Source organism: Microcystis sp. LEGE 00066, assembly GCF_015207925.1.
In the GTDB taxonomy this organism is placed as follows: domain Bacteria; phylum Cyanobacteriota; class Cyanobacteriia; order Cyanobacteriales; family Microcystaceae; genus Microcystis; species Microcystis ichthyoblabe_A.
In genome coordinates this window covers 1-22,587 of record NZ_JADEVX010000020.1, presented here as the reverse complement: position 1 = coordinate 22,587, position 22,587 = coordinate 1, and the positions used below count along the sequence as shown (strand labels likewise).

Here is a 22,587-nt window from a genome sequence, read left to right as displayed (position 1 = left end):
ATATTACTGAAGATGATTGATCGGCTGATGAGTTAGCTCTTGTAACTTCTCAGCCACTTCAACCCGATGACAACGATGATAATCCATTTCCGCACATAATAGCAAAACTGTTTTTGACTGAGCTTTTTTAGCAATATCTTGTAAAACTTCATCTTGATGAGAAGAGCCGTAAGGAAAATTCACGATGAATAATTGGAAAAGTCCTATCCACCCTGGTGAAATTTTAGCTGATGAATTAGAGGAAATTAATCTGGCTCTTCGTTACTTGGTATGGTTCGATAGGGGGGCATAAATTGACTAAATCCTTATCTGGCAAGAGACTTAATTGATGAGTTCGCTTTAGGTTAAAAACAATTGACAAAAATCGCCAAATGCCTTTCTACATAAGGATTCCATCCCCTATAAACCCAGTCCATTGCATAACACAAACCGAAGAGCCATTAATCTTGATGTTTCTCAGCTTGCCAAAAGAGTTAATATCTCTGAGAATGAACTTGAGCAAATTCTCAAGGAACAAGGAAATATCACGGGAGATATTTCCTTAAAATTAGGGCGTTTTTTTAATACAGGAGCAGAAATCTGGATGAATTTACAAAAAGCATACGAGTTAGATATAGCGAGGGAAAAGTTAGGAAATACCTTCGAAGAAATCATTCCTTATCAATCCCTGTCTTCAGGATAAATTCTCTTGAATTCTATAATTTAGGTAAGCGTTAAAAATTATCAGACACCCCCCTTAGCTACGGACTCTCTTGTAGGTTGGGTTGACGTAAGGAAACCCAACAAAAAAATAAGAGTATCGAAATAGCGATCGCTTTTTTTTAAATCCTACAGTAATCATAGCAATTATTGTCGGTCAAACTTCTCTTTTCTCCTGGTTTAAATCGTCAATTAATTACCTTACTCCTCTTCTCTACTCATTAAAGTAGCGACTAAGAAATTCTTGAGGAGTAATGATGGGGATATTTTCAAAGTCATGTAATGCTAGTAAATCTAAATCTCCTGTAATAATAACTTCTGCTTGAATAACTATAGCGCTCGCTAAAATAACAGCATCATCTGGATCTCTAAGTTGAGGAACTTCTAGTAGTCTGTCAACACAAGGTTGTATAAGTTCTTAAACGATAGTCATCAGGTATGCTGTTGTATATCCACAATATTGTTTTCGAGATTGGAGTTTGGGTCGTTCTAATGTATCTTCTATATCAGCTAAGATCTTTTGGGAGGCAAAGATTGTAATTCTTTGATTTTTAGCTAATTTAAGGATTTTACCCGGAACTCCTCCCCACAACAATCCTGAAATCCAAACATTGACATCTAGAACAACTTTCATGAGTTGGCGCGTCTAATTTGGCGAGCTTCTTTAATCATCTGGCTAATCTCAGCCAGAGTCGGTTGATTGGGGTCTGGTTCCATTGCTTCTAGTCGCTCAAAGAATTGCTCTAGATTGACTTTATCTTGATGAACTTTTTTGAGAATGATGGAGTCTTCCGTCAGGGAAATCATGTATTTATCTCCTGGGTTGAGGCGGGTTTGAACTTCAGGAGGAAGTTCGATGTTTCCTTCTCGATTGATTTCTATGAGTAGCTCTTTGGTCATCGGCTTCAAAATCAACTTTATTAGCTTTAGCTGTTAAACAGACTTTATAAATAATCTGATCAAGTTAATTATATATATTTTAGCGAATTTTTCAAGCTACGGCCTGCTACCTTGCAATCTAATCCTGGAATTGATGGCGCTCGGCGATTCGCATCTGGAGAGGTAATGTTTCTCCCTCTACATTTATACTACCCCAGGAGAGTCCTTCCACAGAATCAATACTAATGGCGGCTTGACAACCACCCCCTGAACGGTTAGCATTAGTAGGTATGTACGAATTGAGGTTAGGATAAAATCTCAATAAAAATCACGGAAATACAAGCCTCCGATGGTGTAAAAATTTATATTCAGTTCGAGAATATAGAAGAAAGAACAGAAATTTTTCAAACAGGAGTTACTAATATTGTCAATGACTATGTACAATTATTATTAAATTCGATTAAACAGGGAGTTTCCCAAGTAAGTCCACCCAGTCAGGTTACTTGAGGATTTGGGTTACAAGTTGGGGTAAAACGGGGATTTATTTAGTGACAAAAGGTTCAACACAAGCTAATATTAAAGTTGCTATTGAATGGGAATTTAACCAAGATAAGGGAGGTTAGTATGCAAGTTCAAGTCGAAAAACGGTATTATACACCCGAAGAATATTGTCAGCTAGAAGAAACAGCAGAATACAAAAATGAATATCTAGATGGAGAAATTATTCCTATGACGGGAGCAACTACTAATCATAATCTGATTGCTGGTAATTTTTATAAAAATTTTCCGACTAAGATTAACAATGAAGATTATTGGGCTTTTATGACTGATGTCCGGTTATGGATGCCAATATATCGCTTTTATACTTATCCTGATGTAATGGTGATTAAAGGCAAACCATTATATGAAGGAAAAGGCACAAATACTGTAACTAATGCGTTAATCATTGTTGAGGTTTTATCAAAATCAACCAGAGATTATGACCGCACTGATAAGTTTAAATTTTATCGCTCCATTCCTGACTTTAAGGAATATGTTTTGATTGATCAATATCGTTATTATGTAGAACAATTTTATAAACAAGATAATGGAGAATGGTTATTTAAAGTTTATGAATTAGAAAAGGATGTTTTAAGGTTTTATTCTGTAGATTTCCAAATTTCACTGATGGATATTTATCAACGAATTGATTTTAATTTAATTGAAGAATAATGATTAAATCTAATCTCAATTATCTACCAAAATCAGTTGATATGGCAATTCTCAAGATCAAGAAGGAAACCCAACAAAAAAATAAGATGATCAAAATAGCGATCGCTCATTCAGACGGATTTAGGTGTTGGGTGTTGGGTTTCGTTCCGAGGTCCCAATCTATGAAACGATGCGATCGCATTTCGTCAAATTCAGCAAAATAAGCTTTAACCTCATGCCAGAAATTTTCAGACTGGAAGGCTATGTTTTCTTTTTCTATGCTAATGAAGGCAATGAACCCATGCACGTTCACGTTCGACGCGGCGGGGGGTATGCTAAATTTTGGCTAGAGCCGCTAGAATTGGATTATGCTAAAGGTTTGAAAACTAAAGAAATTGTTCGGGCTGAAATTATCATCACAGAAAACTTAGAAACAATACGGAGGAAATGGCATGATGTATTTGGTACATGAAAGCACAGTAAAAGCTCAAAAAGTTTGGGTTGAAGATAAATGGATTTGTATTCGTTTAGAAGACGATAGAGAAATTCGTTTTCCTGCCTATAAAAATAAACGGTTATCAAAAGCAACTTCTGAACAATTAGCAGAGGTTGAGTTAATTTGTGATGGGACGGGATTACATTGGGAAACCTTAGATGAGGATTTGTCTATCATTGGCATTTTAGAAGGAAGATTGGGTGCTTAAATTTTAAATGCTTAAACAAACCTACCGAACCTAGCAATCATAGTAATTATCCTAGGTTGGGTTAACCCAAGGAAACCTCACAAAAAAATAAGAGGATCGAAATAGCGATCGCCCTTTTTAAAATCCTACAGTAATCATTTTTCCATAGCTCCTTTGCTTCCTTGTAGCCTTGTTTGATTTGCACTGTGAATTTATCTGTCACCAGTAAGACTTTTGATAATCTTTTTAGCCAATCGCTCATTAATTTCTCGATGTCTGGGAATTGGTTCTGTTTTTCCAGTATCTGGATTATGGTAAATATCGTGTTTCCCTCCACGTCTAATCAAATAGCAGCCAGCTTGCTCTAATTGTGCAATTAAATCATGTCTTTTCATGCGAGTTCAAACTCTGCAACTCTCTTGATTCCGGGGATTTCTTCCGTAGTAAATGTTTTGTAGAGATCGACCAAGTTTTCGATTAATTCTTCTAAGTCAACACCCTGGGTCCAATGATCAGGAAATTCATTCAAATAGCCCAAAAACATCCCATCTGATTCTTTCCAATATGTATATGGAATCCTCATGGTGAAATCCTCATTCTGCGTTGCTAACGATATTAAGTTGACCCCTATTATAACGGAATTGCTCTCAAGCCACGATCAGTTTTATTATCAGGGTTGGCAGCGAGATTGCCGCCTTACACTTCGTTAATGCAGCTGGCAAAATTTGCGATCGCCTATTCAGACGGATTGAGGTGTTGGCTGTTGGGTTTCCCTTCCCCCTAAAATTGAGAGGTTTTCTTCAACCTATTGATTCGCTCAACCCAACCTACAAAATTAGACTTTGATTAAGTATTGACTGATTCTAGATGCCTTAAAATCTGTTCTCTTAAATTATCCAAATAATTCTCTACCACATCCCAAACTGTATTAAGGTCAATTCCTCCTAAATAATCATGTACTAAAATATTCCTAAAACCAGAAATATTACGCCAGTCAACATCGGGAATATTTGCCTTTAATTCCTCCGAAAGCCGTTGAGTTGATTCTGCCAAGGTTTGTAAGCGTCTAATGATAGCATCACTCATCATTGAATTAGCAAAAAACTCCAGTTTTCCTCCTTGGGAATACTCCTTAATTTTATCAATACAGTCTAAAATGTATCCAAGATAAACTTGATCTTCATTCATAACTTAATTGCCTCCTTTAAGATTCGCTGTTTAATTAGATGATGAAGGCTTTTTTCAGTTACTACATCCACTTTACACCCTAAGAGATCCTCTAAATCAACTAATAATCCACCTGGAAACCAAGGGGATGTTTTAGCTAAATCATAATCAATTAAAAAATCAATATCACTATTTTCGGTTTCCTCACCTCTAGCAACGGAACCAAATACACGCACATTAAAAGCACCATGTTTGGTGGCAATTTTTAGGATATCCTCTCGTTTGTCTTGTATGAGTTGTTTTAGGGTCATAAAATAACATCCATCGCGAAGGTTTTTAATGAACAATTAACAGACTAGACTAGAAAAAACTAAATACTGATAACAATTATCGTCGGTTGGGTTGACCCAAGGAAACCCAACAAAAAGCCATGGGAAGCGATCGCCGATTCAGACGGATTGAGGTGTTGGCTGTTGGGTTTCGCTCTCCCTCTAAAATTGAGAGGTTTTCTTCAACCTATTGATTCGCTCAACCCAACCGACGGACTCAACCCAACAAAAAGGACTAGACCGCGCCCAATTCCCGTAGGATTTCCATAACCGCTTCATATAACGCCGCGTTTCCTTGCTGGCGGTACAGTTCGGCGGCTTGTCGGAAATCTCCGATCGCTTTTTCCGTTTCTTGTCGATAGTAATAAAGAATCCCCCGACGGACGTAAGCCTCGGCGTTTCGGGGATTAATGTTGAGCGCCTGATTGTAATCGGACAGGGCGAGGTCTGGTTTCCCCTGTTGTTGGTAAAGATTCCCCCGATTGAGGTAAGCCTCGGTATAGTTAGGATCGAGTTCGATCGCTTTGGTGAATTCAGCGAGGGAGAGATCGTATTTTTTCTGTTGGATGTAGTCAACTCCCCGGTTATAGTGGCCGATCGCGTCTTGATTGTTCCCTTGAGCGATTCGGGTTTCGGCTGGTTGTCGGCTCTCTAGCGCCATGACGGGGCGAACAGTCGCGAGGGTGGAAAGGCTGATTAGGCTAACGGTGGTAAGAAGGGCAAAGGATTTCATGGCTAGTTCCTCAGTGGGGATGGTTTGAAATTCTACTTAGGGTTGGCTGAAAAAGTTTTTTCTGGGGGCAGGGTGTGGGGTGTAGATCACGCCAAGGGCTGGCAGTTTTTGATTTCAAAAAAGCCTAAAAATATTATCCAACAAGGTTTTTAGATTTATTCAGCCAGCCCTACTTATACTAAATCTGGTTATTAAAAACTGATGATTTATTCTCCGTTTTGCCTCTTGCCTCATCTCAATAAGCAATTTAAATGCGCGGGCAGTTTACCTAGCAGCAGTCAAAGGCAATCAACCAACTCTTAACGATAAGATTCAAGCTCTAAGTATAGAGGACAATTTTAAAATAAGTATTGAAAACAAGGACAGCAAAAAACTTGAACAACAAAAACTAGAACAGCAAGGGATGGGAGCAACCCCATCCCCAAACTAGACAATTATGCTATTCTTTTTTATACATCACCTCCACCACGGTATGAACGTTACCTCTGGGATGAAAATCCCCTTTAACTTTCATCTGCAAGGGTTCGCAAGCGGCCACCAAATCATCTAAAATTTGGTTAATTGCTTCTTCGTGGGAAATATAACGATCGCGATAACTATTAATATAAAGTTTAATCGCCTTTAATTCCATCACCTTTTGATCGGGAACGTAGCTAAGATAAATAGTGGCAAAATCGGGATAACCGGAAAAGGGACACTTACAGGTATATTCTGGCAGAGTGATCTGAATATCATAATTTCTGCCGGGGCGTGGATTAGGGAAAGTAATTAATGTTCCTTCAGCAATTTCTCTTTCCCCGTACTTAACTTCAATTTTTTCGGAAGACTGAACCATGTTTTTTTCCTAACTAGACACTGTTTCCTATCATAGCTGGAATATTCTCTCAAGAGGTGTTACCGAATCAAGAGATGAATAGTAAGTAGCTGGTTATAATTAAATTAAAAATGGATTTTAGGTTCGATCCCCCCTGCCCCCCTTGATAAGGGGGGTGCCGATCCCCCCTTAGTCCCCCCTTGATAAGGGGGGGGATCTGACAACTTTTAACGCCTACCTACTTAACTCCTGCATCCTCTTGACAAATTAGCTTAGTCCAGGAATGCCGAGAAGACAGTTCAGGCGGAAAGTCAGCCAGACCCAACTTTTCAGGTAAAAAATGCTCTATGATTAACCCTAAAGGTACTGTAAAACTGGTTTCATGCTCTCCGAGATTAAAAACATAGCCGAGAGTCTCGCACCCCGATTAGTGGAGATTCGCCGCCACATTCACGCGAATCCAGAGTTAAGCGGGCAAGAATATCAAACTGCCGCTTATATTGCCGGAGTTTTGTCTTCCTGTGGTCTATCGGTGCAGGAAGCGGTGGGAAAAACGGGAGTTAAGGGAGAATTGGCGGGAAAAGGCAGTGATCGAAGGATTTTAGCCATCCGCGCCGATATGGATGCCCTACCAATCCAAGAAAGAACCGATTTAGACTTTGCTTCGCGTAAACCGGGGATTATGCACGCCTGCGGTCACGATGTTCATGCTACCGTCGGTTTAGGGGCGGCGATGGTGCTTTCCCGTCTCTCGGAACCTTTGCAGGGAAAAATACGCTTTCTCTTTCAACCAGCAGAGGAAATCGCCCAGGGGGCCAATTGGATGATCCGGGAAGGGGTGATGCGGGATGTCAGCGCCGTTTTCGGGCTGCACGTTTTCCCTTCGATTCCGGCCCGATCGATCGGGGTTCGTTACGGGGCCTTAACTGCGGCTGCCGACGATCTGGAGATTTTTATTCAAGGGGAATCCGGCCACGGGGCCCGGCCCCACGAGGCGATCGATGCTATCTGGATCGCTTCGCAAGTAATCACCACTTTGCAACAGGCAATTAGTCGGACTCAAAACCCTTTGCGTCCCATTGTCCTCACCATCGGCCAGATTAGCGGTGGTCGCGCTCCCAACGTCATCGCCGATCAGGTACGCATGGCAGGAACAGTGCGATCGCTGCACCCGGAAACCCACGCCCATCTCCCAGAATGGATCGAGAGTTTGGTCACGAATGTGTGTAGCACATATAACGCTAAATGTCAAGTAAATTATCGTCGGGGTGTGCCATCGGTACAAAATGACCAATTTTTAACTCGTTTGGTGGAAGAAGCTGGTTTAGAAGCTTGGGGACAGGATCGGGTTTTAATTCTCTCGGAACCCTCCATGGGGTCCGAGGATTTTTCCCTTTATTTGCAACAGGCCCCGGGGACAATGTTCCGTCTGGGAGTGGGTTCTCCTCACCTCCTCAATCCCCCCCTTCACCATCCGGAATTTTTAGTGGATGAGTCGGCAATTCTGACGGGAGTGATTACTTTAGCCTACGCAGCCTATAAATATTGGCAAAGGCAAGATTAAGTGGGTGGGTGGAATTAAATATAAGATGAACGTAGGTTGGGTTGAAGCATGAAACCCAACACCCGCACGGGTTACGCTACCGCTAACCCATCCTACCAATAATTGTGCCTCCCTACTTAAACCGGTTTTTCAAGATAATTTTATGGAAATTTGGCAAGATTTAGCTATTATAGCTTGGACAGAATTGCTGCTGGATAGTTATGAACAGTTAATCGGGCGATCGCTGTTGCCTCGGATCGGTACTGGCAAAGAACAGAGTAAAATGCTCTTTTATGCCCCTTTTGTCCTAGTTTCCCACGGTACACAAACTAATCCGATCTTCAATTATGGTAATCGCAGCGCCCTGGATCTCTGGGGTTTAACTTGGCAAGAATTATTAGCAACTCCTTCGCGAGCGACGGTACAGGGGGAGGAAACCGCCCAAGAACGCCAAAAAATGCTAGATTTAGTCAAAAAACAAGGCTATATCAACGATTATCACGGGGTAAGGATCACGAAAAACGGTCAACTATTTCGCATTGAAAAAGCGATCGTTTGGAATATCATCGATCGTGATGGTATTTACTGCGGACAGGCTGCCACTTTTGCCGATTGGATTTTTCTCTGATTTAAGCTGTACTAACTTTAAACTCCGTCCCCACTTCCCCACTTCCCCACTTCCCCACTGTATAGCCCCAATATGACCAACTCAGACCGAATTATTGTTCCTCTTGATGTGCCGGATTTAGAATCAGCGATCGCAATGCTCGATCTGTTGCCGGAAGTCAATTTTTGGAAAGTGGGACTAGAATTATTTGTCAGTAGCGGTGCAGAAATTCTAGGGATTCTGCAAGAAAGACAAAAAAAGAGCTTTCTCGATCTCAAATTCCATGATATTCCCAATACGGTCGCCGGGGCCTGTCGTTCAGCTAGTCGCTATCAAGTGGATTTACTCACCCTGCACGCTACGGCCGGAAGGCAAGCACTGACGGCGGCTAAGGGGGCAATCTCTGACCTGCTATCGCCGCCAAAACTTCTCGCTATCACCGTTTTAACCAGCCTTAACGCCAGGGAATTAGCCCTCGACCTCAAAATTCCCCTAGAACTATCGGAATATGCCTTAAATCTGGCATTATTGGGCAAGGAATCGGGAATTGATGGGGCGGTTTGTTCTCCCCAAGAAGTGGCGCAATTGCGTCGCGTCTGTGGAGAGGATTTTCTCTTAGTTTGCCCTGGAGTTCGTCCCTCCTGGTCAATCAAAGGGGATCAAAGTCGGGTGATGACTCCGGCCCAAGCACTTAAAGCTGGGGCTGATTATCTAGTAATTGGACGACCGATCACTGGTGCGGAGGAGCCAAAGGTAGCATGGACAAAAATTTGTCACGAATTAGCCGATATTTAGGGGTATTACTGGTTATTTTCGGGATTAACTCACCGGCTGTTAGTCGTCCTCTTTCTAGCTGTCCAGAGAATTTAAATCTTTTAGTCGATCGCCTCTTGTCAGATTTACCCGGTTATGCTAACCGAGTTATGACCCGCTCCCAAATCGACCAAAAATTATCTACACCGGTTTTTGTGATTATTGCCGGTCGTCCCGAATTTGCACCCCTACCTTTAAGTGCTAATCAATATTCCGGTCAAATTGCCGATGACACTCAACAGGTTTTTTTTACAACTTTAGAGCGTCAGTATGGCAAAAATCGCTCTGTCACTCTCCAGAATTATCACTGGTTATTTTTAACTAAAACTGGGGAAGGATGGCGATTAGTGACGATTTACAGTCAATTAGCTGCCCTTGAACCCGCTCAAGTCCCCTTACCTCCCCTAGAAACCAGTCAAGGCACCATCGGCCAAGCGGTGCGTCTCTGGCTGCGGGACTGCGAAGCGGGGACATTGCGCTAAATTCGCTCGGCCAAAACAAAGCGATCGAAACCTGCTAGGTCATTAATAATCTGAATTTGTCGATAATTGCCCTGATTTTCCAGCATTTGCGCTACTTTTTCCCCTTGACCGGCTCTCATTTCCACTAGCCAAAGGCCTCCCGATCGCAGATAATCGGGAGCAGTGGCCACTAGATAGCGCAGCGCGGTCAATCCGTCTTCACCTCCATCCAGGGCCAAACGGGGTTCATGTTCCCGCACTTCAATTTGTAAGTCGAGGATTTCTGCACTGGGAATATAGGGAGGATTGGACACCATACCGCTAATCTGTCCTTTCCACTTCTCTAGGGGTGTCCACCAAGAACCCTGTTTTAAGATAATTCTGTCGGCAAAACCCGTCTTGATGATATTTTCTTTGGCGATCGCTAGAGCCGTTGGACTGTAATCAATGGCATATATCTCTGCTTTTGTCAAGATACTGGCTAAACCAATAGCGATCGCACCGCTACCGGTTCCCAGATCTACCCAGATTCCCCCGTCGTCTCCTCTGACGGTTTCTCCAACAATATCGATTAATAACTCGGTTTCGGGACGAGGAATTAAGACATCTGGGGAGACTTTCAGGGTAAAATTACGCCAGACCACCGATTCGAGCAAATACTGCAAGGGAACCCTTGCTTGCAGGCGTTTTTGCCAGCGTTTAGTAATTTCCGACCAAGAATAACTCAAGGGGATTTTTTCTCGTTCGCGAAAGGATTGTAAGCGCAGGGAAAGAGTATCTAAATCTGTCACTGCTTGCAGAAATATATCCACTTCCTTCGGAGATAGTTGCGCTTGCGCTAAATCCGCGATCGCCTGTTGGCGCCATTGACTTAATTCTTGACCGGAAATACTAGCAGACACAAGGCTTAACGATTGGGGGCGGGGGGATTATTGGTATTATTATTAGGGCTTTGCTGGGGGTTGGTTGGGAGCATTTTGGTTACTATTTGCTCGGATAAAATCAATCGTTTCTTGGCTAGGATAGAGGAGAATTTTAGTTAAAGCTTCATCATTACTTTGTTGTAGGGTGGCTATGACACTTTCTAAGGGAATAACATCAATTTTCACCGTGGCTGCTTCGGCGGGATTGGCTTTTTTATATTGTTCTACCATTTGCAAAGCGGCGGCTTTTTCAAAGAAGAAAGGAATAAAATCCTGATTATTGCGATTGACCACCAGAAAATTACTCTCTTTTCCTGCTTTCGGCACAAATAAAGGTACACCACCTTGATACTGTTGACCTCTTTCACTGAGCAGTTTTTTCGCCGATTCTACTTCCGACTCTTTGGGAACAAAATCGATAATTAAACGATTTTGATCGGTTTGACTGGTTTGCATTTTATAGACTTGTGCCAAGGAAACAGCCTGAACTTTAACTTTGCTGGCCACTTCAGGATTCTCTTTTTTCAGTCGTTCAAAAAAGTTTTGTGCGTCCTGCTTACTGATAAAAACCCCCGTGAATTTCTGTTCTTTTTCTACGGCAATTAAGGGAACTCCTTGATCATCGGCAATAGCGAAGACAGGTACAGACTGCAAGGTTTTGACGATTTGTTCTTCTGGTAAAGCGAGTGCTTTAGAATAGCTGCCCAGCAGCGAAGTCAACATTGTCGTTCCTACTAAACCAAGAGTTGCCGTCCAACGAATGAGAGATTTCATCAAAATAATTACCTCGTTATTACTATTAACCAATATTTGCCGTTAATCTGAACTATATCGTCTGCTTAACTCCTCCGATTAGGAGTTTTCTGATGAATAACCAGCCCCAAAAGTTCCCTTTATTGGCTTGGTTCTGAACTATCATAGCTAAAAAGATCCGCACTTGGTGAGATGAGGTGGCAGCGTCAGCCCGGAAACAGGAACAATTTACGGGCTGATCTGGGAAATAATAGGGATTAATTAGATTTTTTAAGTTAAATTCTCAGAAAAAATCCCTTTAGCTCTGGTTTAAGCTGGCTTTTACCCTAATAAGCCCCAACTGGAGCTCAAAAGGCATCCTTTTGTCTGAATCAGTTAGTCAACGGGCCACCTTTTGATCTTGGCACTACTAATGACTTTCCGAGAGATGGTGCGGATGGGCGATCGCTAACCGCAGCCATTGATAGGAAACTAGATTTAAAATCAGTCCTATGATCAATAAAATTGCCATGAGAGCAATTTGATACCAGGCGATCGGTCTGACCAAAAGATCGGCGATCAGATGGGCTAAATTCAAGACAGAATAGAGAATTGTCAGCCAGAAATGGACTTTTCGCAAGGAGCGACTTTCGCTAAAATTGACCCCGATAATCGCTAACATTGGCAGCAAAAAAAAGAGCAACATTCCCCAGAAAATCGGATCGAGATTGCTGGTTTGATGACTCTCGACGATCGATTGACCATGGAAGAGTGGCATTAACCCCAGTTGGGTGTGAAATAGAGTTCCCAAGAGGAATGTTGTCCAGAGAGCGGCAATTTTTTCGGGATATTTCGCTGTTTTCACGGTAATTATCCTCGGAATTAGTTAAATAAAAGCTCGGGCTAGGTGAGAAAGTATTCTTAAATTGTTCCTAATCACTACATTTCAGAAAAAGTTGCTGTATTTAAAAGGTCAATTTAAGTCTGAATGGCATCACTATCTGATCCATCGAAGTCTCACTCCGAAGTCTCACGGCCGAAACCTGATTCCTCACCTAACGGAAGATTTTTGATTTTTGCAAGAGGTCTAATGTTCATTTGACTTAGACTAATAGGCAACCATATATATTATATCCCATGCGGCAATTTCTCTATATTTAATAAATCTTGACATTTCTCTCCCTAACTAGCGATTCAGATTTTGGAGTTTTTGGGGACTTCCAGGGTTTTGATCTCTCGAATGATAGGAGCGAGTGCTGCTAAATCAGCGACTGCTTAGGGTGTAATAGCAAATCTATTTTTAATAGTTTGATAACTCCCAATCTAACTTTAACTTCCCACTATCCTATAACTTATTAAACAGGATTTAGTATTGGCTGATTTTACCTTCGATCTCCCCTGCCACCCTTAATAAAGGAAGTGCCGATCCCCCCCTTAATCTCCCCTTGATAAAGGGGGGAAATCTGACAACTTTTAACATCTACCTACTTACTAGGTTGATTTTGCCCGGGCCAGCCAATGGAGGTTAAAGATTGCTTGATAGATGGGATTATGGACCCGCAGCTGGCCCTGATCTTTGATCACTAACCCTGATAAAAGTAACTCTTTTTCTGGGGGGCTATCCTCGGCAATTACCTCTTTTTCCCTTAAAATCCGTTCATAGAGTCTCAGGAGCAACTGGGAGCGATGACTGTTGAGAAGCCGATCGCGAATAGTCCGCAGATGTTCCGGTTCATCCTGAGCCTCCCAATTGCCAATGATCTTCTTCTGTACTAAGTCCTCAATCCAGAGGGACTCACCATTGGGTGGAATCGGTGAGGTGGCGGTGCGAATTAACTGACAGAGTTTTTGGGTCAGAAAAGGTTGACCGTTTGTCCAGGCAAAGACTTCTTTTAAGACAGTTTGCGGGTTACTAAATTTCTCGGCCAATCCGCGCAGTAAAGGCTGGGCTTCGTGTTCCTTAAAACCCTCCAATTGAATCCAATGACCGATATTAAAAGGGGTGATTTGGTGGTCGGTAATTAAATCGGAGGGGGTGACAACACCGAAGAAAGCGAAGGTCAAACGCCGATAGAGCGGGTTAAAGCCACGCTGGTTATAGCAGGAACGAATCAGGGCAAAAAAGTCATTAACCGCAAAATTTAAGCCCAAAACGCTATCAATTTCATCGATAAAAATCGCGATCGGTTTCGGGGGAGAACCTTCCACTATCCCCACTTCCAGCAATAACACCTCTTCGATAAATTCGCCCAAGCGCTGTACTGCCGAGACATCTTCCCGTTCTTGCCACCAAGCTTTGAGATTGACCCTTTTGAGCAGGCCAAAACGTCGCCCTAACTCGAAGGCTATCCCCTTGTACCATTGGTCAGAAGTAACATTTTCACTGCCGATGCGGGTTAAATCAATGGGAGCGCAACAGATGCCCTCGTGTTGGAGGTGATCGATCATGCGTACCATTAAACTAGACTTACCCATTTGACGGGGATTGAGAACATAGCAAAAATCGCCGCGTTTGAGGGCTTTATAGAGATAACGGTCGGCGGCGCGGACCACGTAGGTGGGGGCATCCATGGGCAAACTGCCCCCCACTTGGTAGTCAAAGGTGCTAGATTCTTCGGTACTTCTGAGCAGTTCATTTTCAAACAGCAATTCTGCTTGGGTGGCCTTGAGAATTTCTAGGGTTTGGCTGAGTTCCAGGGTGCGCTCCTGCACTTTCTGTTCTAGGGTGCGGCTATACTCGGCTAATTCTTCGGTAAAGCGAATCCGTTCCGCTTCCGCCTGTTTTCGTTCGGTAATATCGGTAAAAGCGGTGATAGCATAGATAATTTCTCCTTTTTCGTCAAAAACGGGCGTGGCATACACTTCTAGGGGGATAATCTTCTCTCCTTGGTGAACTTCTATATCATCCACCGTGTTTTTTTCCCCCCTTAAAGCTCGGACAATCGGATGGTATTCTGTGGGATACAATCGATCGGTTCCAGCTTGATATAACTGATAGGTTTCCCCCAACTGATTAGCCGTGGTGATATTAACTATCTCTTTTCCTAAAATCTCTTGGGCAGTTTGATTGGCGTAGTAGGGTTGACTGTCGGCATCGAGGACAAATACCCCCACTGGCATGGCTTCTAAAAATTGCGCTAGTTGTCTCTGTTTAGCTTTGATTTCGGCGTAGAGTTTGGCGTTAGTAATTGCGATGGCAGCTTGGCTAGAGAGCAGTTGCAGCACTTCCAATCTTTCTTGGGTAAAAGCCCCGACGGTGAGATTATTTTCTAGATAGACAATTCCCCGCAGTTGTACTTGGTCGAGTAGGGGTGTGCAAAGCAGCGATTTGGTTTGATGGATTTTAATATAGGGATCGTTGCTAAAATTGCCCTGATGGGCAGCATCGTTATTAAGAACGGTTTGACCGCTCCGGGCCACATAGTTAATAATTGAGACGGGAAGATGTTCTTCGATCGCATTAGATTTAAAGACTGTCACCCTATCTTCCTGCACTGAACCGGAGGCTTCGATCGATAGTTGTCCGCCGCTTTCTAGGATAAGATAGCCCAGCTGCGCCCCAGCATTTTCGATGAGAATTTTCATCAGGGCGGCGAGTAATTGATCTAAAACTATCTCACTAGAAATGGCTTGGGATGCTTTCATAATCGTGGCTAAATCTAACAGTTCTCCCGCATGACTAACTGAATTTTTTCTGGTGGTAGTTCTCGTGGTTTCGGTCAGGGAATTGGAACCATAATTATTGACCATTAACTGAGAATAGCAGCTTTCTATATCTTTGACTTTAGCTGTTGCTCCCCAAAGAGAATAGAGATAGGCAGCTTCATTGATGTAGGTTTTGGCAATTTTTACTTTACCCCAATCGAGATAGAATTTCGCCGCTAGTTCGTTAGCCAGTGCTTCTTCATTAATGTATTCATTTTCCCTGGCTTTAGCGATGGCTAGATCGTAGTTTTCTATGGCTTCTAGATAGGATTCCTGCACTCGATCCTTTTCCGCTGCCACTAAATAAAATTTATGAAGATAGTTAGAGGGGGCTTGATTAGCCCATTCCTGTTGCTTTTTCTGATTATTCGTCACTCGTTCCAATACTTGCTTTTTTTGGTCATTGTCCAGATGATTATAAATAGCTAAATGGGCGAGGGAATCATAGAAATTATGCAGAGGAATCAATAATGTAGCGGTAGCTCCCCCTAGATAATTTTGGGCTTGGTTAGCATTTTTAATAGCTTGTTCGTACTGTCCAAATAGATAACAAAGGTATAATTTATTAACAAATAAAGAACAGAGACCGAAGAGATCATTAGCCTCTAGATGGTACGGTAACATAAGAGTTTCTTGATAGTACTGTCCTTCTAAATTACCGGGATTTTCCGAGTGCCTCAGCAGATTTAAAACTGTTTGACCATAGATTTTTAGATAGTTGCGAGGGTTTTCTTGTTTGAGCTTAACAAAAGCCAGATCATAGTTAGCTATTTCTTGGGCTAATTCTGTTAATTCCTGTCCGATAAAGGCGGAATGAAAACAGTAAAGATAGGCGCAGGTTGTCCCGTAGTAGAGATCGCCCATTTCTAAACCGGTTTGATAGGAAGATTTTAACAAAGACAGGGAATTTTTAATCGGTTCTTTCCAGATACTAATAGTGGCGGAAAAGACGGCAATTATTTTCGGCATCAGGGCTTTGGCATGAAATTTATCAGCAATGTTTAAAGCTAATCGTCCAAATTGATAACCCGTTTCCCAATCTTCTAAAAGACCACAAAGAATTAAGCCATAATTGACATAAGTAAAAGCCGCTAGATAACTATTGCCGTATTCAATTGATAAGTTAACCTGTTTTGATACTAGGATGGGTAAGAGATGAGGGGCGGCAATATAAACAGGAGAAAATATAGCACTTGCTATCTTCATTATTGCTAATTTTTCTTCTTCATTTATCGGCGGTAAATTACTTAAATCTTCGATATTTTGCCCCGCTAATTTTTTTCGGGTTTTAGTTAGTTCTTTTTGAATATCTGATGATTGTAAGGATTCAGGAATCTCGAAATCTAAGCTTTTGAGGACAGATAAACCAATTTGTACCGCTTTTAGTTCGTGATTTTGGGCGTGATAGGCTTCGATGATGACTTCATAAACTTTGATTTTATCTAGGGTAGTTTTTGCCTGTTTTAATACGAGATTAGCCCAGCGATGCATCTGCTCAAAGTTCCCACTTAAATAGGCGATTTCTGTGGCTTCAGAATAAATATTTAAAGTCAGTTGATAGTTATTTTTCCAGCTTGATTTTTTGAGAAGTTTTTGAGCCGTTTTGATATATTTTAAGGCTCCAGCTTGGGCATTAGCGGCTTTTGCTTTTTGGGCTGCTAGTAAATTCAAGTTAGCCACTGACTCTCGTTCTTTTTCCTCGCTAATTAGTTGATAACCAAGATTGAGATGATCGACTATTTTAAAAATTTTTTCCGATAATTCATTGGCGGCAGTATGCTGCCAAAGTAGGCGACCAATTTTCAAATGAATTAAAGATTTTTTGCTGTCTTCGATGAGAGCGTAAGCTCCTTGTTGAATGCGATCATGAGCAAATTTATATTCTTGAATCAGTAATTGTTCATCCAATTCTGAGAGGGGAATAATTAAACCAGCTTCGCTACTATAAGTTAAAATTGGTAAAAGTTCTGGGGGTGATTTTTCAGAGATTACTGCCAGAATATTTAAATTAAATTCTGAGCCAAGACAAGCTGCTAAACTTAAGAATTCTTGGGTTTCGGGAGGCAATTTCTGCATTTTACCCATCATAAATTGAATCAGATTATCGGTACTACCAATCCTTTGAATTTGACCGAGATGCCATTGCCAATAGCCCCTATTATTGTCGGTTTTAGTGGTTGTTTCCTGCCCCGGTTGGAAAAATAGCAAATTTTCCCAGTAGATGGTTTTGAGAAATTCATTGACAAAAAAAGGATTACCGTGGGTTTTTTGCCAGACTAAAGCGGCCAAAGATTGCACATATTCTGGTGAATGATTTAAGGTGTCAGCAATTAACTGATTGACCTTTTCAATCCCTAGAGGTCTTAAAATAACTTGATTGATAATTATGCCCCCCTGCTCTAATTTATCGAGAGTAGCGGTTAGGGGATGGGTGGAATTAATTTCATTACTGCGATAGGAGCCAATTAAAAACAAATAGTCCATATCGCCATCGAGCATAATTAATTCTATTAACTGGAGACTAGCCAAGTCTGCCCATTGTAAATCATCGAGAAAGATGACTAAGGGATGTTCTGGGGAACAAAAGACCCGAATAAAATTTTTAAAGACTAAATTAAAGCGATTTTGAGTAGCGATCGCTCCTAATTGTAACACCTCTGGTTGTGGACCGATAATTAATTCTAGTTCAGGAATCACATCAATAATAACCCGTGCATTCGCCCCCAAAGACTTTAAGAGTTTTTGTCGCCATAGTTGCAGTTGTGGCTGACTTTCCCCCAAAAGTTGCTTGACAAGATGAGTCAAAGCGCTAACCACGGCAGCGTAGGGAGTATCGCGCTGAAATTGGTCAAATTTACCGGAGATAAAAAAGCCGCGTTTTTCAGTAATTGGCTGATAAATTTCCCTAACTAGGGTGGTTTTACCCATGCCAGAATAACCCGTAACTAGCATCAGTTCGGTGTGAGAGGAGTTTTTATCTGCGGTGGCTACCCGTTGAAAAGCAGTGAGGAGAGTGGCGATTTCCGCCTCCCTGCCGTAGAGTTTTTGGGGAATTTGGAACTGATTGGCTAGATCTTGCCTAGCGATGACAAAATCCTCAATTTTACCCGTTGTTTCTAGTTGTCTTAAACATTCTTCTAAATCTGCTCGAATACCGTAGGCACTTTGGTATCGTTCCTCGGGGGTTTTAGCCATCAGTTTCCTGATGATTGCCTCCACCACCGGGGGAATTTCCTCCTTGACGAGACTATTAATCTCCAAAGGTTGTTTTGCCAGATGACAGTGAACTAATTCCAAAGCATCTTTAGCCCGAAAAGGTAATTGTCCGGTGAGAAGTTCGTAGAAGCTAACGCCCAAAGAATAAAAATCTGTACGGTAATCGAGACTGCGATTCATCCGTCCGGTTTGTTCGGGAGAAATATAGGCTAAAGTCCCCTCGAGGACGTTGGGATTTTTTAGCCCCGGATTTTCCCGCCGCAGGACGCTGGCAATGCCAAAATCGATGATTTTAATCTGTCCGGTTTCGGGGTTAAGAACTATATTGGCAGGATTAATATCTTTGTGAATAACCTTGGCGTTGTGAATTTTCTCTAAATTAGCCACTATTCGGGGTGCAAGACTTAAAAAGTCCCTTAAGGCTAGAGTTTTTTTGCCCTCTAGCCATTTTTTTAAGGATACACCCCCGAAATCTTCCAAAATAATCACGGGAGTTCTGCGGTAGGTTTCTAAACCATAGGCTTTAATCGCCTCCTCGAAGTTCAGACCGCAGATGGTTTTATACTCCTGTTTGTAGTGGGTTAGTTCTTGGGCGGTGGGATATTCTTGCTTGAGGATTTTGAGCATAACCGGTTGATTATCGGCGATGCGAATGGCCCGATAGACTTCCGAGTTAACACTTTCGTAGATTTGGGCAAGAATGTCGTATCCGTTGAGAACAATCATTTTTTTACTTGGCGATTGTAAATGGCTGCCGGTTTCCCCAAGAAAAATTCTACGGGAACCAAGACCAGACTCCGCAAGGCTGACAGGACTCGATTTACCTGTGAGACGGAAGGACGGGGAGAAGGCAACACTTGCTCGAAATACTCGGAATGCAAGGTAAAACCAAAGTGAACATCTTCCGGCAAACTCAGTTTAGCAATCGGTCCGTCCTTGAGATTGTCAGGGTTAAATAACCAAGCTTCTAATACTCTGGTCGGGGTTAAAACCGTCGTCAATAGATAGCCCTGTTCTTGGGGAATAAACTGAATGCTATCTAAAATATAGCCATCGGGACAAACATAAAAATCCAGTAGTCCCCGACCTAAATGGGATACATGAGTATCACTGGCTTTTTTTTCTTGGCTAATCTGTTCAGTTAACTGATTCCAATCCTTATCGAAGGGAACCTTGGCTAATACCGAGGGCAAGTCATGACAGGGAAGTTCGGCATCCCTGATGATGCGATTACTCTGGTCGCGACAATCCATATACTGACGACGACAGATTAATTCGCGCACATAACCGGCATAAACCTGATAAATAGCGCTGTATCCCTGTTCCAATTCCCGCGGGTCGGCGGTGTAGAGAGTGGTAGAGAACCACCCCGGATGGATGAAAGCTTGTTCGCTCATCACCCTGGCATCTTCGATAACCACTTTGCGCAGCACTCCGGGGTCAAAGGAAAACATCCAGGGAATGCCGTGGTATTCGGGGGGATAACCCTGACCGGTAAAATGTTGGATATCGTCTTTTTCGATCGCTTCGGTTAAACTAATAGTGGCGTTTTGGATGGCCACAAGCTGAATTTGACCGTTGGTACTATGGTAATTACAAAGGAAGTGATAACTGTCGCCATTGAAGGTAATTAATCGCGAGGGAACGGTGGTTTCTTCTTCCTTAAGGTCTTGACGTTTAACCAGATAAATTTGAGTTTTCGGATAGGTTTCTTCAGGCTTGATTCTGATACCTAATAGTTTGGCTACTCCCATCTGAAAGGGCATATCGGGAATCATGATATAATCCTCGGTGACGATGACCGAATGGGGACTACCATCGAGGATAGCTCCCTGTAGTTTCCAGGGTTTAAGTTGTTTTTGTTGATCCCAAAGAACAATATACACCGATTTATCTAAATCTTTTAACATACCTCCCGATATAAGTTTTAGCTTTAATTCACAGGTGATAAATTCTTGGGTCTTTTTGTCGTAGAAGGGGTGAGCGGTATTTTCTAGGACTGGGAAAATAGACAAAGGCACGGAAACAATATGTTGGTCAAAATAACCAATCGGAGTGATAGTATCCAGGGAAACCGGATCCACTTCCCAGTAACGTCCCGCATCGGCGGTGAGAATTAATCGGGTTTCTTCTAGTTGTTTATCTTCGGAAACTTTTTCTAGTTTAACCATAGCAGTATTCGCTATTTCTGAACAACCCAAAATGCTGACCACGGCGGGAAAAGTGGCTTGACTAATATTAAATATAGGTAAAACTTTTCGCCAAAAACTATCCCAAGTTTTTAGTTTTTTACTGTAAACATTAACTTGATTATTTTTACCTTGCAAGTCCCATTTAATAATTACACCTTCGCCAGAGAACAAATGACGGTCATTTTTTCTATGAAAAGGACAGACGATAAAAACGTATCCCGACAGATTTTCCGGCCAATGTCCCTCAGTAATTGTGGCGACTGCCTTATATAAATTGTTCTCATCCGGCCGACCGAGTTGCGAGCGACTAAAATTGCTAACGTTGACAGTATTTTGGACAGTATCTTTGTTTGACATATTCATAAGTAGAGTTTGCGGCAAAAAGTTTGTTGGTGGGGTTAGTAGCCGGTCGTCGGTCGTCAGGAGATAGGAGTCAGGAGATAGGAGCCGGTCGTCAGGAGATTATTTTATTTATTCCCCCCACACCCTACACCCTACACCCCACACCCTCACTGATAACTGATAACTGATTACTGTTTACTGATAACTGATAGAGGATTTCACCTCTAAAAAATAGCGTCGATACAATTCATAGCCTGGTACTACTTTATCTCCTGATTGTTTGAGTAGTCCCATACTGCTGAGTTTGTAAGCGAGAATTGGGTCTAATTGTACGGGTTCCACCGCGCTCATCACCCGGTCGAGGGCTTTTGCTAGTTCCGGCTGTTGTTCTAATACTGCCCAATGGCGCCGCAGGTGATGGGCATAGATCCCGGTGACAGAGGTGGCGCTGGTTAATATTTGCGTCATGGTTATTTCCTCCCGACTGAGATAGTAGAGGGCAGTTTGTACCAAAGCTGGATGTCCTCCTACTAGCTCCATCAGTTGTTGGACTTTTTCCTGATTTTCCCAGGTGAGTTGATAACGTTGGGCTAATTGCAATACCTCCTCCAGACTAAAATGACTTAACTGTGCGGGGAATCCCACGTTAAAGGGGGATTGATTGAGCTGCAGGGGAACATAAATTTCTGTGGAATGGACGACGATAAGACGGAGTTTTTGCCAGATAGGTAGGGTTTTGGATTCTTCGTACCAAGAACGCAGCAGCGGTAAAAAATCCTTGGCCACTTGGGGATGTTCAAATATCTGATTAAGTTCATCAATAGCGAGGACAATGGGGGCGGTAATCGATTCCAGGAGATAGTCTTGAATGTAAACCGTACAGCTAATCTTGCTACCTAAATCCTCATCCCAATACTCATCTAATTGTGGTTTTAACTGTAGTTGACGGGCGGCATTGGCACACAACCAGCGCAAAAATTGGTTTAAATCAGCCAAAATCGTCTGGTCCACCTGTTCTAAGTTCAAACTCACCGTGCGGTAGCCTTGCTGTTTAGCAAAATCGAGCATTCTCAAAAGTAGGGAGGTTTTGCCCATTTCTTTGGGAGCTTTTATCCGCACTAAAGCCCCCGGTTTCTTGATTTCCTGCCTTATCTGTTCTTCGAGGGGAAGACGTTCTAAATAAAATGGGGAACCAAGGGGAACTGCCCCATTAGGATAGGGGGGTAATGTCTCCAATTTTTCGCTCTTGGCTGCCGAATTAACCGGAATTTTGTCTTGAGGGGGTGTTTTTAGCTCAAAATTCAGGGCGGCGATTTCTTGCCAGTCGAGGCATAATCGACGACAAATTTGTTCAAAAGTGGCTTGTTCTACCGGTTTACCAGTCAGGAAGTTGCTGACAGTAGCCAGACTAAATTCAGCTTCTTTGGCTAAGGAGCGCTGACTGCTAAAACCCTGCTTTGTCACGGCTAATTTAACCTGATTGAGGCAGTGTTGTTGTACTCTTAGACGGCTCGATAGGGAATCTCTCATAAGAATTAGGGGTGTGGGGGAATGGGGA

Annotated in this window: 21 protein-coding genes and 2 pseudogenes; 8 read left to right on the top strand and 15 right to left on the bottom strand. The window is 42.4% G+C overall.

The window, feature by feature from the left end; translation table 11 throughout:
• Positions 1-3: 3 nt before the first annotated feature.
• Positions 4-183: a DUF488 family protein gene (locus IQ224_RS04885; RefSeq protein ID WP_002740940.1), complete on the bottom strand. Its 180-nt coding sequence runs from the start codon at positions 181-183 to the stop codon at positions 4-6.
• Between the two features lie 232 nt (positions 184-415).
• Between IQ224_RS04885 and IQ224_RS04875 the strand changes: the two genes are divergently transcribed.
• Positions 416-682, top strand: coding sequence for a HigA family addiction module antitoxin (locus IQ224_RS04875; protein ID WP_002740937.1), 267 nt, complete (start codon positions 416-418; stop codon positions 680-682).
• A gap of 231 nt (positions 683-913) precedes the next feature.
• Here IQ224_RS04875 and IQ224_RS23820 read toward each other — a convergent pair.
• Together IQ224_RS23820 and IQ224_RS04860 are read right to left on the bottom strand one after the other, a co-directional pair.
• Positions 914-1,333, bottom strand: a pseudogene (locus IQ224_RS23820) (putative toxin-antitoxin system toxin component, PIN family).
• Positions 1,330-1,599, bottom strand: coding sequence for a hypothetical protein (locus tag IQ224_RS04860; protein WP_036399449.1), 270 nt, complete (start codon positions 1,597-1,599; stop codon positions 1,330-1,332). Before IQ224_RS04860 ends, IQ224_RS23820 begins: the two are co-directional and overlap by 4 nt.
• Before the next feature lie 603 nt (positions 1,600-2,202).
• Here IQ224_RS04860 and IQ224_RS04855 point away from each other — a divergent pair.
• The 3 genes from IQ224_RS04855 to IQ224_RS04845 all read left to right on the top strand — a co-directional run bounded on the left by IQ224_RS04855 (position 2,203) and on the right by IQ224_RS04845 (position 3,473).
• Entirely contained in the window at positions 2,203-2,790 is a 588-nt protein-coding gene (locus tag IQ224_RS04855) for a Uma2 family endonuclease (protein WP_002740931.1), read from the top strand.
• A gap of 214 nt (positions 2,791-3,004) precedes the next feature.
• On the top strand, positions 3,005-3,241 hold the full coding sequence (locus IQ224_RS04850) for a DUF4160 domain-containing protein (RefSeq protein ID WP_002740927.1): 237 nt from the start codon (positions 3,005-3,007) through the stop codon (positions 3,239-3,241).
• Positions 3,225-3,473, top strand: coding sequence for a DUF2442 domain-containing protein (locus IQ224_RS04845; protein WP_002740925.1), 249 nt, complete (start codon positions 3,225-3,227; stop codon positions 3,471-3,473). The genes IQ224_RS04850 and IQ224_RS04845 overlap by 17 nt, the downstream gene beginning before the upstream one ends.
• Before the next feature lie 191 nt (positions 3,474-3,664).
• Here IQ224_RS04845 and IQ224_RS04840 read toward each other — a convergent pair whose 3' ends face one another.
• The 6 genes from IQ224_RS04840 to queF all read right to left on the bottom strand — a co-directional run bounded on the left by IQ224_RS04840 (position 3,665) and on the right by queF (position 6,516).
• Complete coding sequence (locus IQ224_RS04840) at positions 3,665-3,847, bottom strand: type II toxin-antitoxin system HicA family toxin (RefSeq protein WP_012267861.1); 183 nt, start codon at positions 3,845-3,847, stop codon at positions 3,665-3,667.
• Positions 3,844-4,035, bottom strand: coding sequence for a type II toxin-antitoxin system HicB family antitoxin (locus IQ224_RS23815; protein ID WP_002751744.1), 192 nt, complete (start codon positions 4,033-4,035; stop codon positions 3,844-3,846). Before IQ224_RS23815 ends, IQ224_RS04840 begins: the two co-directional genes overlap by 4 nt.
• Before the next feature lie 263 nt (positions 4,036-4,298).
• Entirely contained in the window at positions 4,299-4,640 is a 342-nt protein-coding gene (locus IQ224_RS04835) for a DUF86 domain-containing protein (protein WP_002740921.1), read from the bottom strand.
• Positions 4,637-4,930: a nucleotidyltransferase family protein gene (locus IQ224_RS04830; protein WP_002733639.1), complete on the bottom strand. Its 294-nt coding sequence runs from the start codon at positions 4,928-4,930 to the stop codon at positions 4,637-4,639. Before IQ224_RS04830 ends, IQ224_RS04835 begins: the two co-directional genes overlap by 4 nt.
• A gap of 253 nt (positions 4,931-5,183) precedes the next feature.
• A complete protein-coding gene (locus IQ224_RS04825; RefSeq protein WP_002740919.1) occupies positions 5,184-5,681 on the bottom strand; it encodes a tetratricopeptide repeat protein in 498 nt (165 codons plus the stop codon).
• Between the two features lie 439 nt (positions 5,682-6,120).
• Positions 6,121-6,516 (bottom strand): preQ(1) synthase, encoded by a 396-nt coding sequence (gene queF, locus IQ224_RS04820; protein WP_002740916.1) that lies wholly within the window; start codon positions 6,514-6,516, stop codon positions 6,121-6,123.
• Positions 6,517-6,877: 361 nt separating this feature from the next.
• Between queF and IQ224_RS04815 the strand changes: the two genes are divergently transcribed.
• From IQ224_RS04815 to IQ224_RS04800, 4 genes are all read left to right on the top strand, one after another.
• Positions 6,878-8,059 carry a M20 family metallopeptidase gene (locus IQ224_RS04815; protein ID WP_002740911.1) on the top strand — a complete coding sequence of 394 codons (1,182 nt, stop codon included), beginning with the start codon at positions 6,878-6,880 and terminating at the stop codon, positions 8,057-8,059.
• Positions 8,060-8,201: 142 nt separating this feature from the next.
• Positions 8,202-8,666 carry an MEKHLA domain-containing protein gene (locus IQ224_RS04810; protein WP_194032636.1) on the top strand — a complete coding sequence of 155 codons (465 nt, stop codon included), beginning with the start codon at positions 8,202-8,204 and terminating at the stop codon, positions 8,664-8,666.
• Positions 8,667-8,738: 72 nt separating this feature from the next.
• On the top strand, positions 8,739-9,440 hold the full coding sequence (gene pyrF / locus IQ224_RS04805) for an orotidine-5'-phosphate decarboxylase (RefSeq protein ID WP_194032635.1): 702 nt from the start codon (positions 8,739-8,741) through the stop codon (positions 9,438-9,440).
• Complete coding sequence (locus IQ224_RS04800; RefSeq protein WP_002740905.1) at positions 9,404-9,940, top strand: hypothetical protein; 537 nt, start codon at positions 9,404-9,406, stop codon at positions 9,938-9,940. The genes pyrF and IQ224_RS04800 overlap by 37 nt, the downstream gene beginning before the upstream one ends.
• Here IQ224_RS04800 and prmC read toward each other — a convergent pair.
• The 6 genes and pseudogenes from prmC to IQ224_RS04770 all read right to left on the bottom strand — a co-directional run bounded on the left by prmC (position 9,937) and on the right by IQ224_RS04770 (position 22,559).
• Positions 9,937-10,821, bottom strand: coding sequence for a peptide chain release factor N(5)-glutamine methyltransferase (gene prmC, locus IQ224_RS04795; protein WP_002740904.1), 885 nt, complete (start codon positions 10,819-10,821; stop codon positions 9,937-9,939). The genes IQ224_RS04800 and prmC overlap by 4 nt on opposite strands.
• 5 nt (positions 10,822-10,826) lie before the next feature.
• Positions 10,827-11,616: pseudogene (locus IQ224_RS04790) on the bottom strand (Tic22 family protein).
• Between the two features lie 388 nt (positions 11,617-12,004).
• A complete protein-coding gene (locus IQ224_RS04785; RefSeq protein ID WP_002733588.1) occupies positions 12,005-12,439 on the bottom strand; it encodes a hypothetical protein in 435 nt (144 codons plus the stop codon).
• Between the two features lie 626 nt (positions 12,440-13,065).
• Positions 13,066-19,221 (bottom strand): AAA family ATPase, encoded by a 6,156-nt coding sequence (locus tag IQ224_RS04780; RefSeq protein ID WP_194032634.1) that lies wholly within the window; start codon positions 19,219-19,221, stop codon positions 13,066-13,068.
• A complete protein-coding gene (locus IQ224_RS04775) occupies positions 19,218-21,050 on the bottom strand; it encodes a carotenoid oxygenase family protein (protein WP_194032633.1) in 1,833 nt (610 codons plus the stop codon). Before IQ224_RS04775 ends, IQ224_RS04780 begins: the two co-directional genes overlap by 4 nt.
• Before the next feature lie 174 nt (positions 21,051-21,224).
• Complete coding sequence (locus IQ224_RS04770) at positions 21,225-22,559, bottom strand: AAA-like domain-containing protein (RefSeq protein WP_002740891.1); 1,335 nt, start codon at positions 22,557-22,559, stop codon at positions 21,225-21,227.
• Positions 22,560-22,587: the final 28 nt, after the last annotated feature.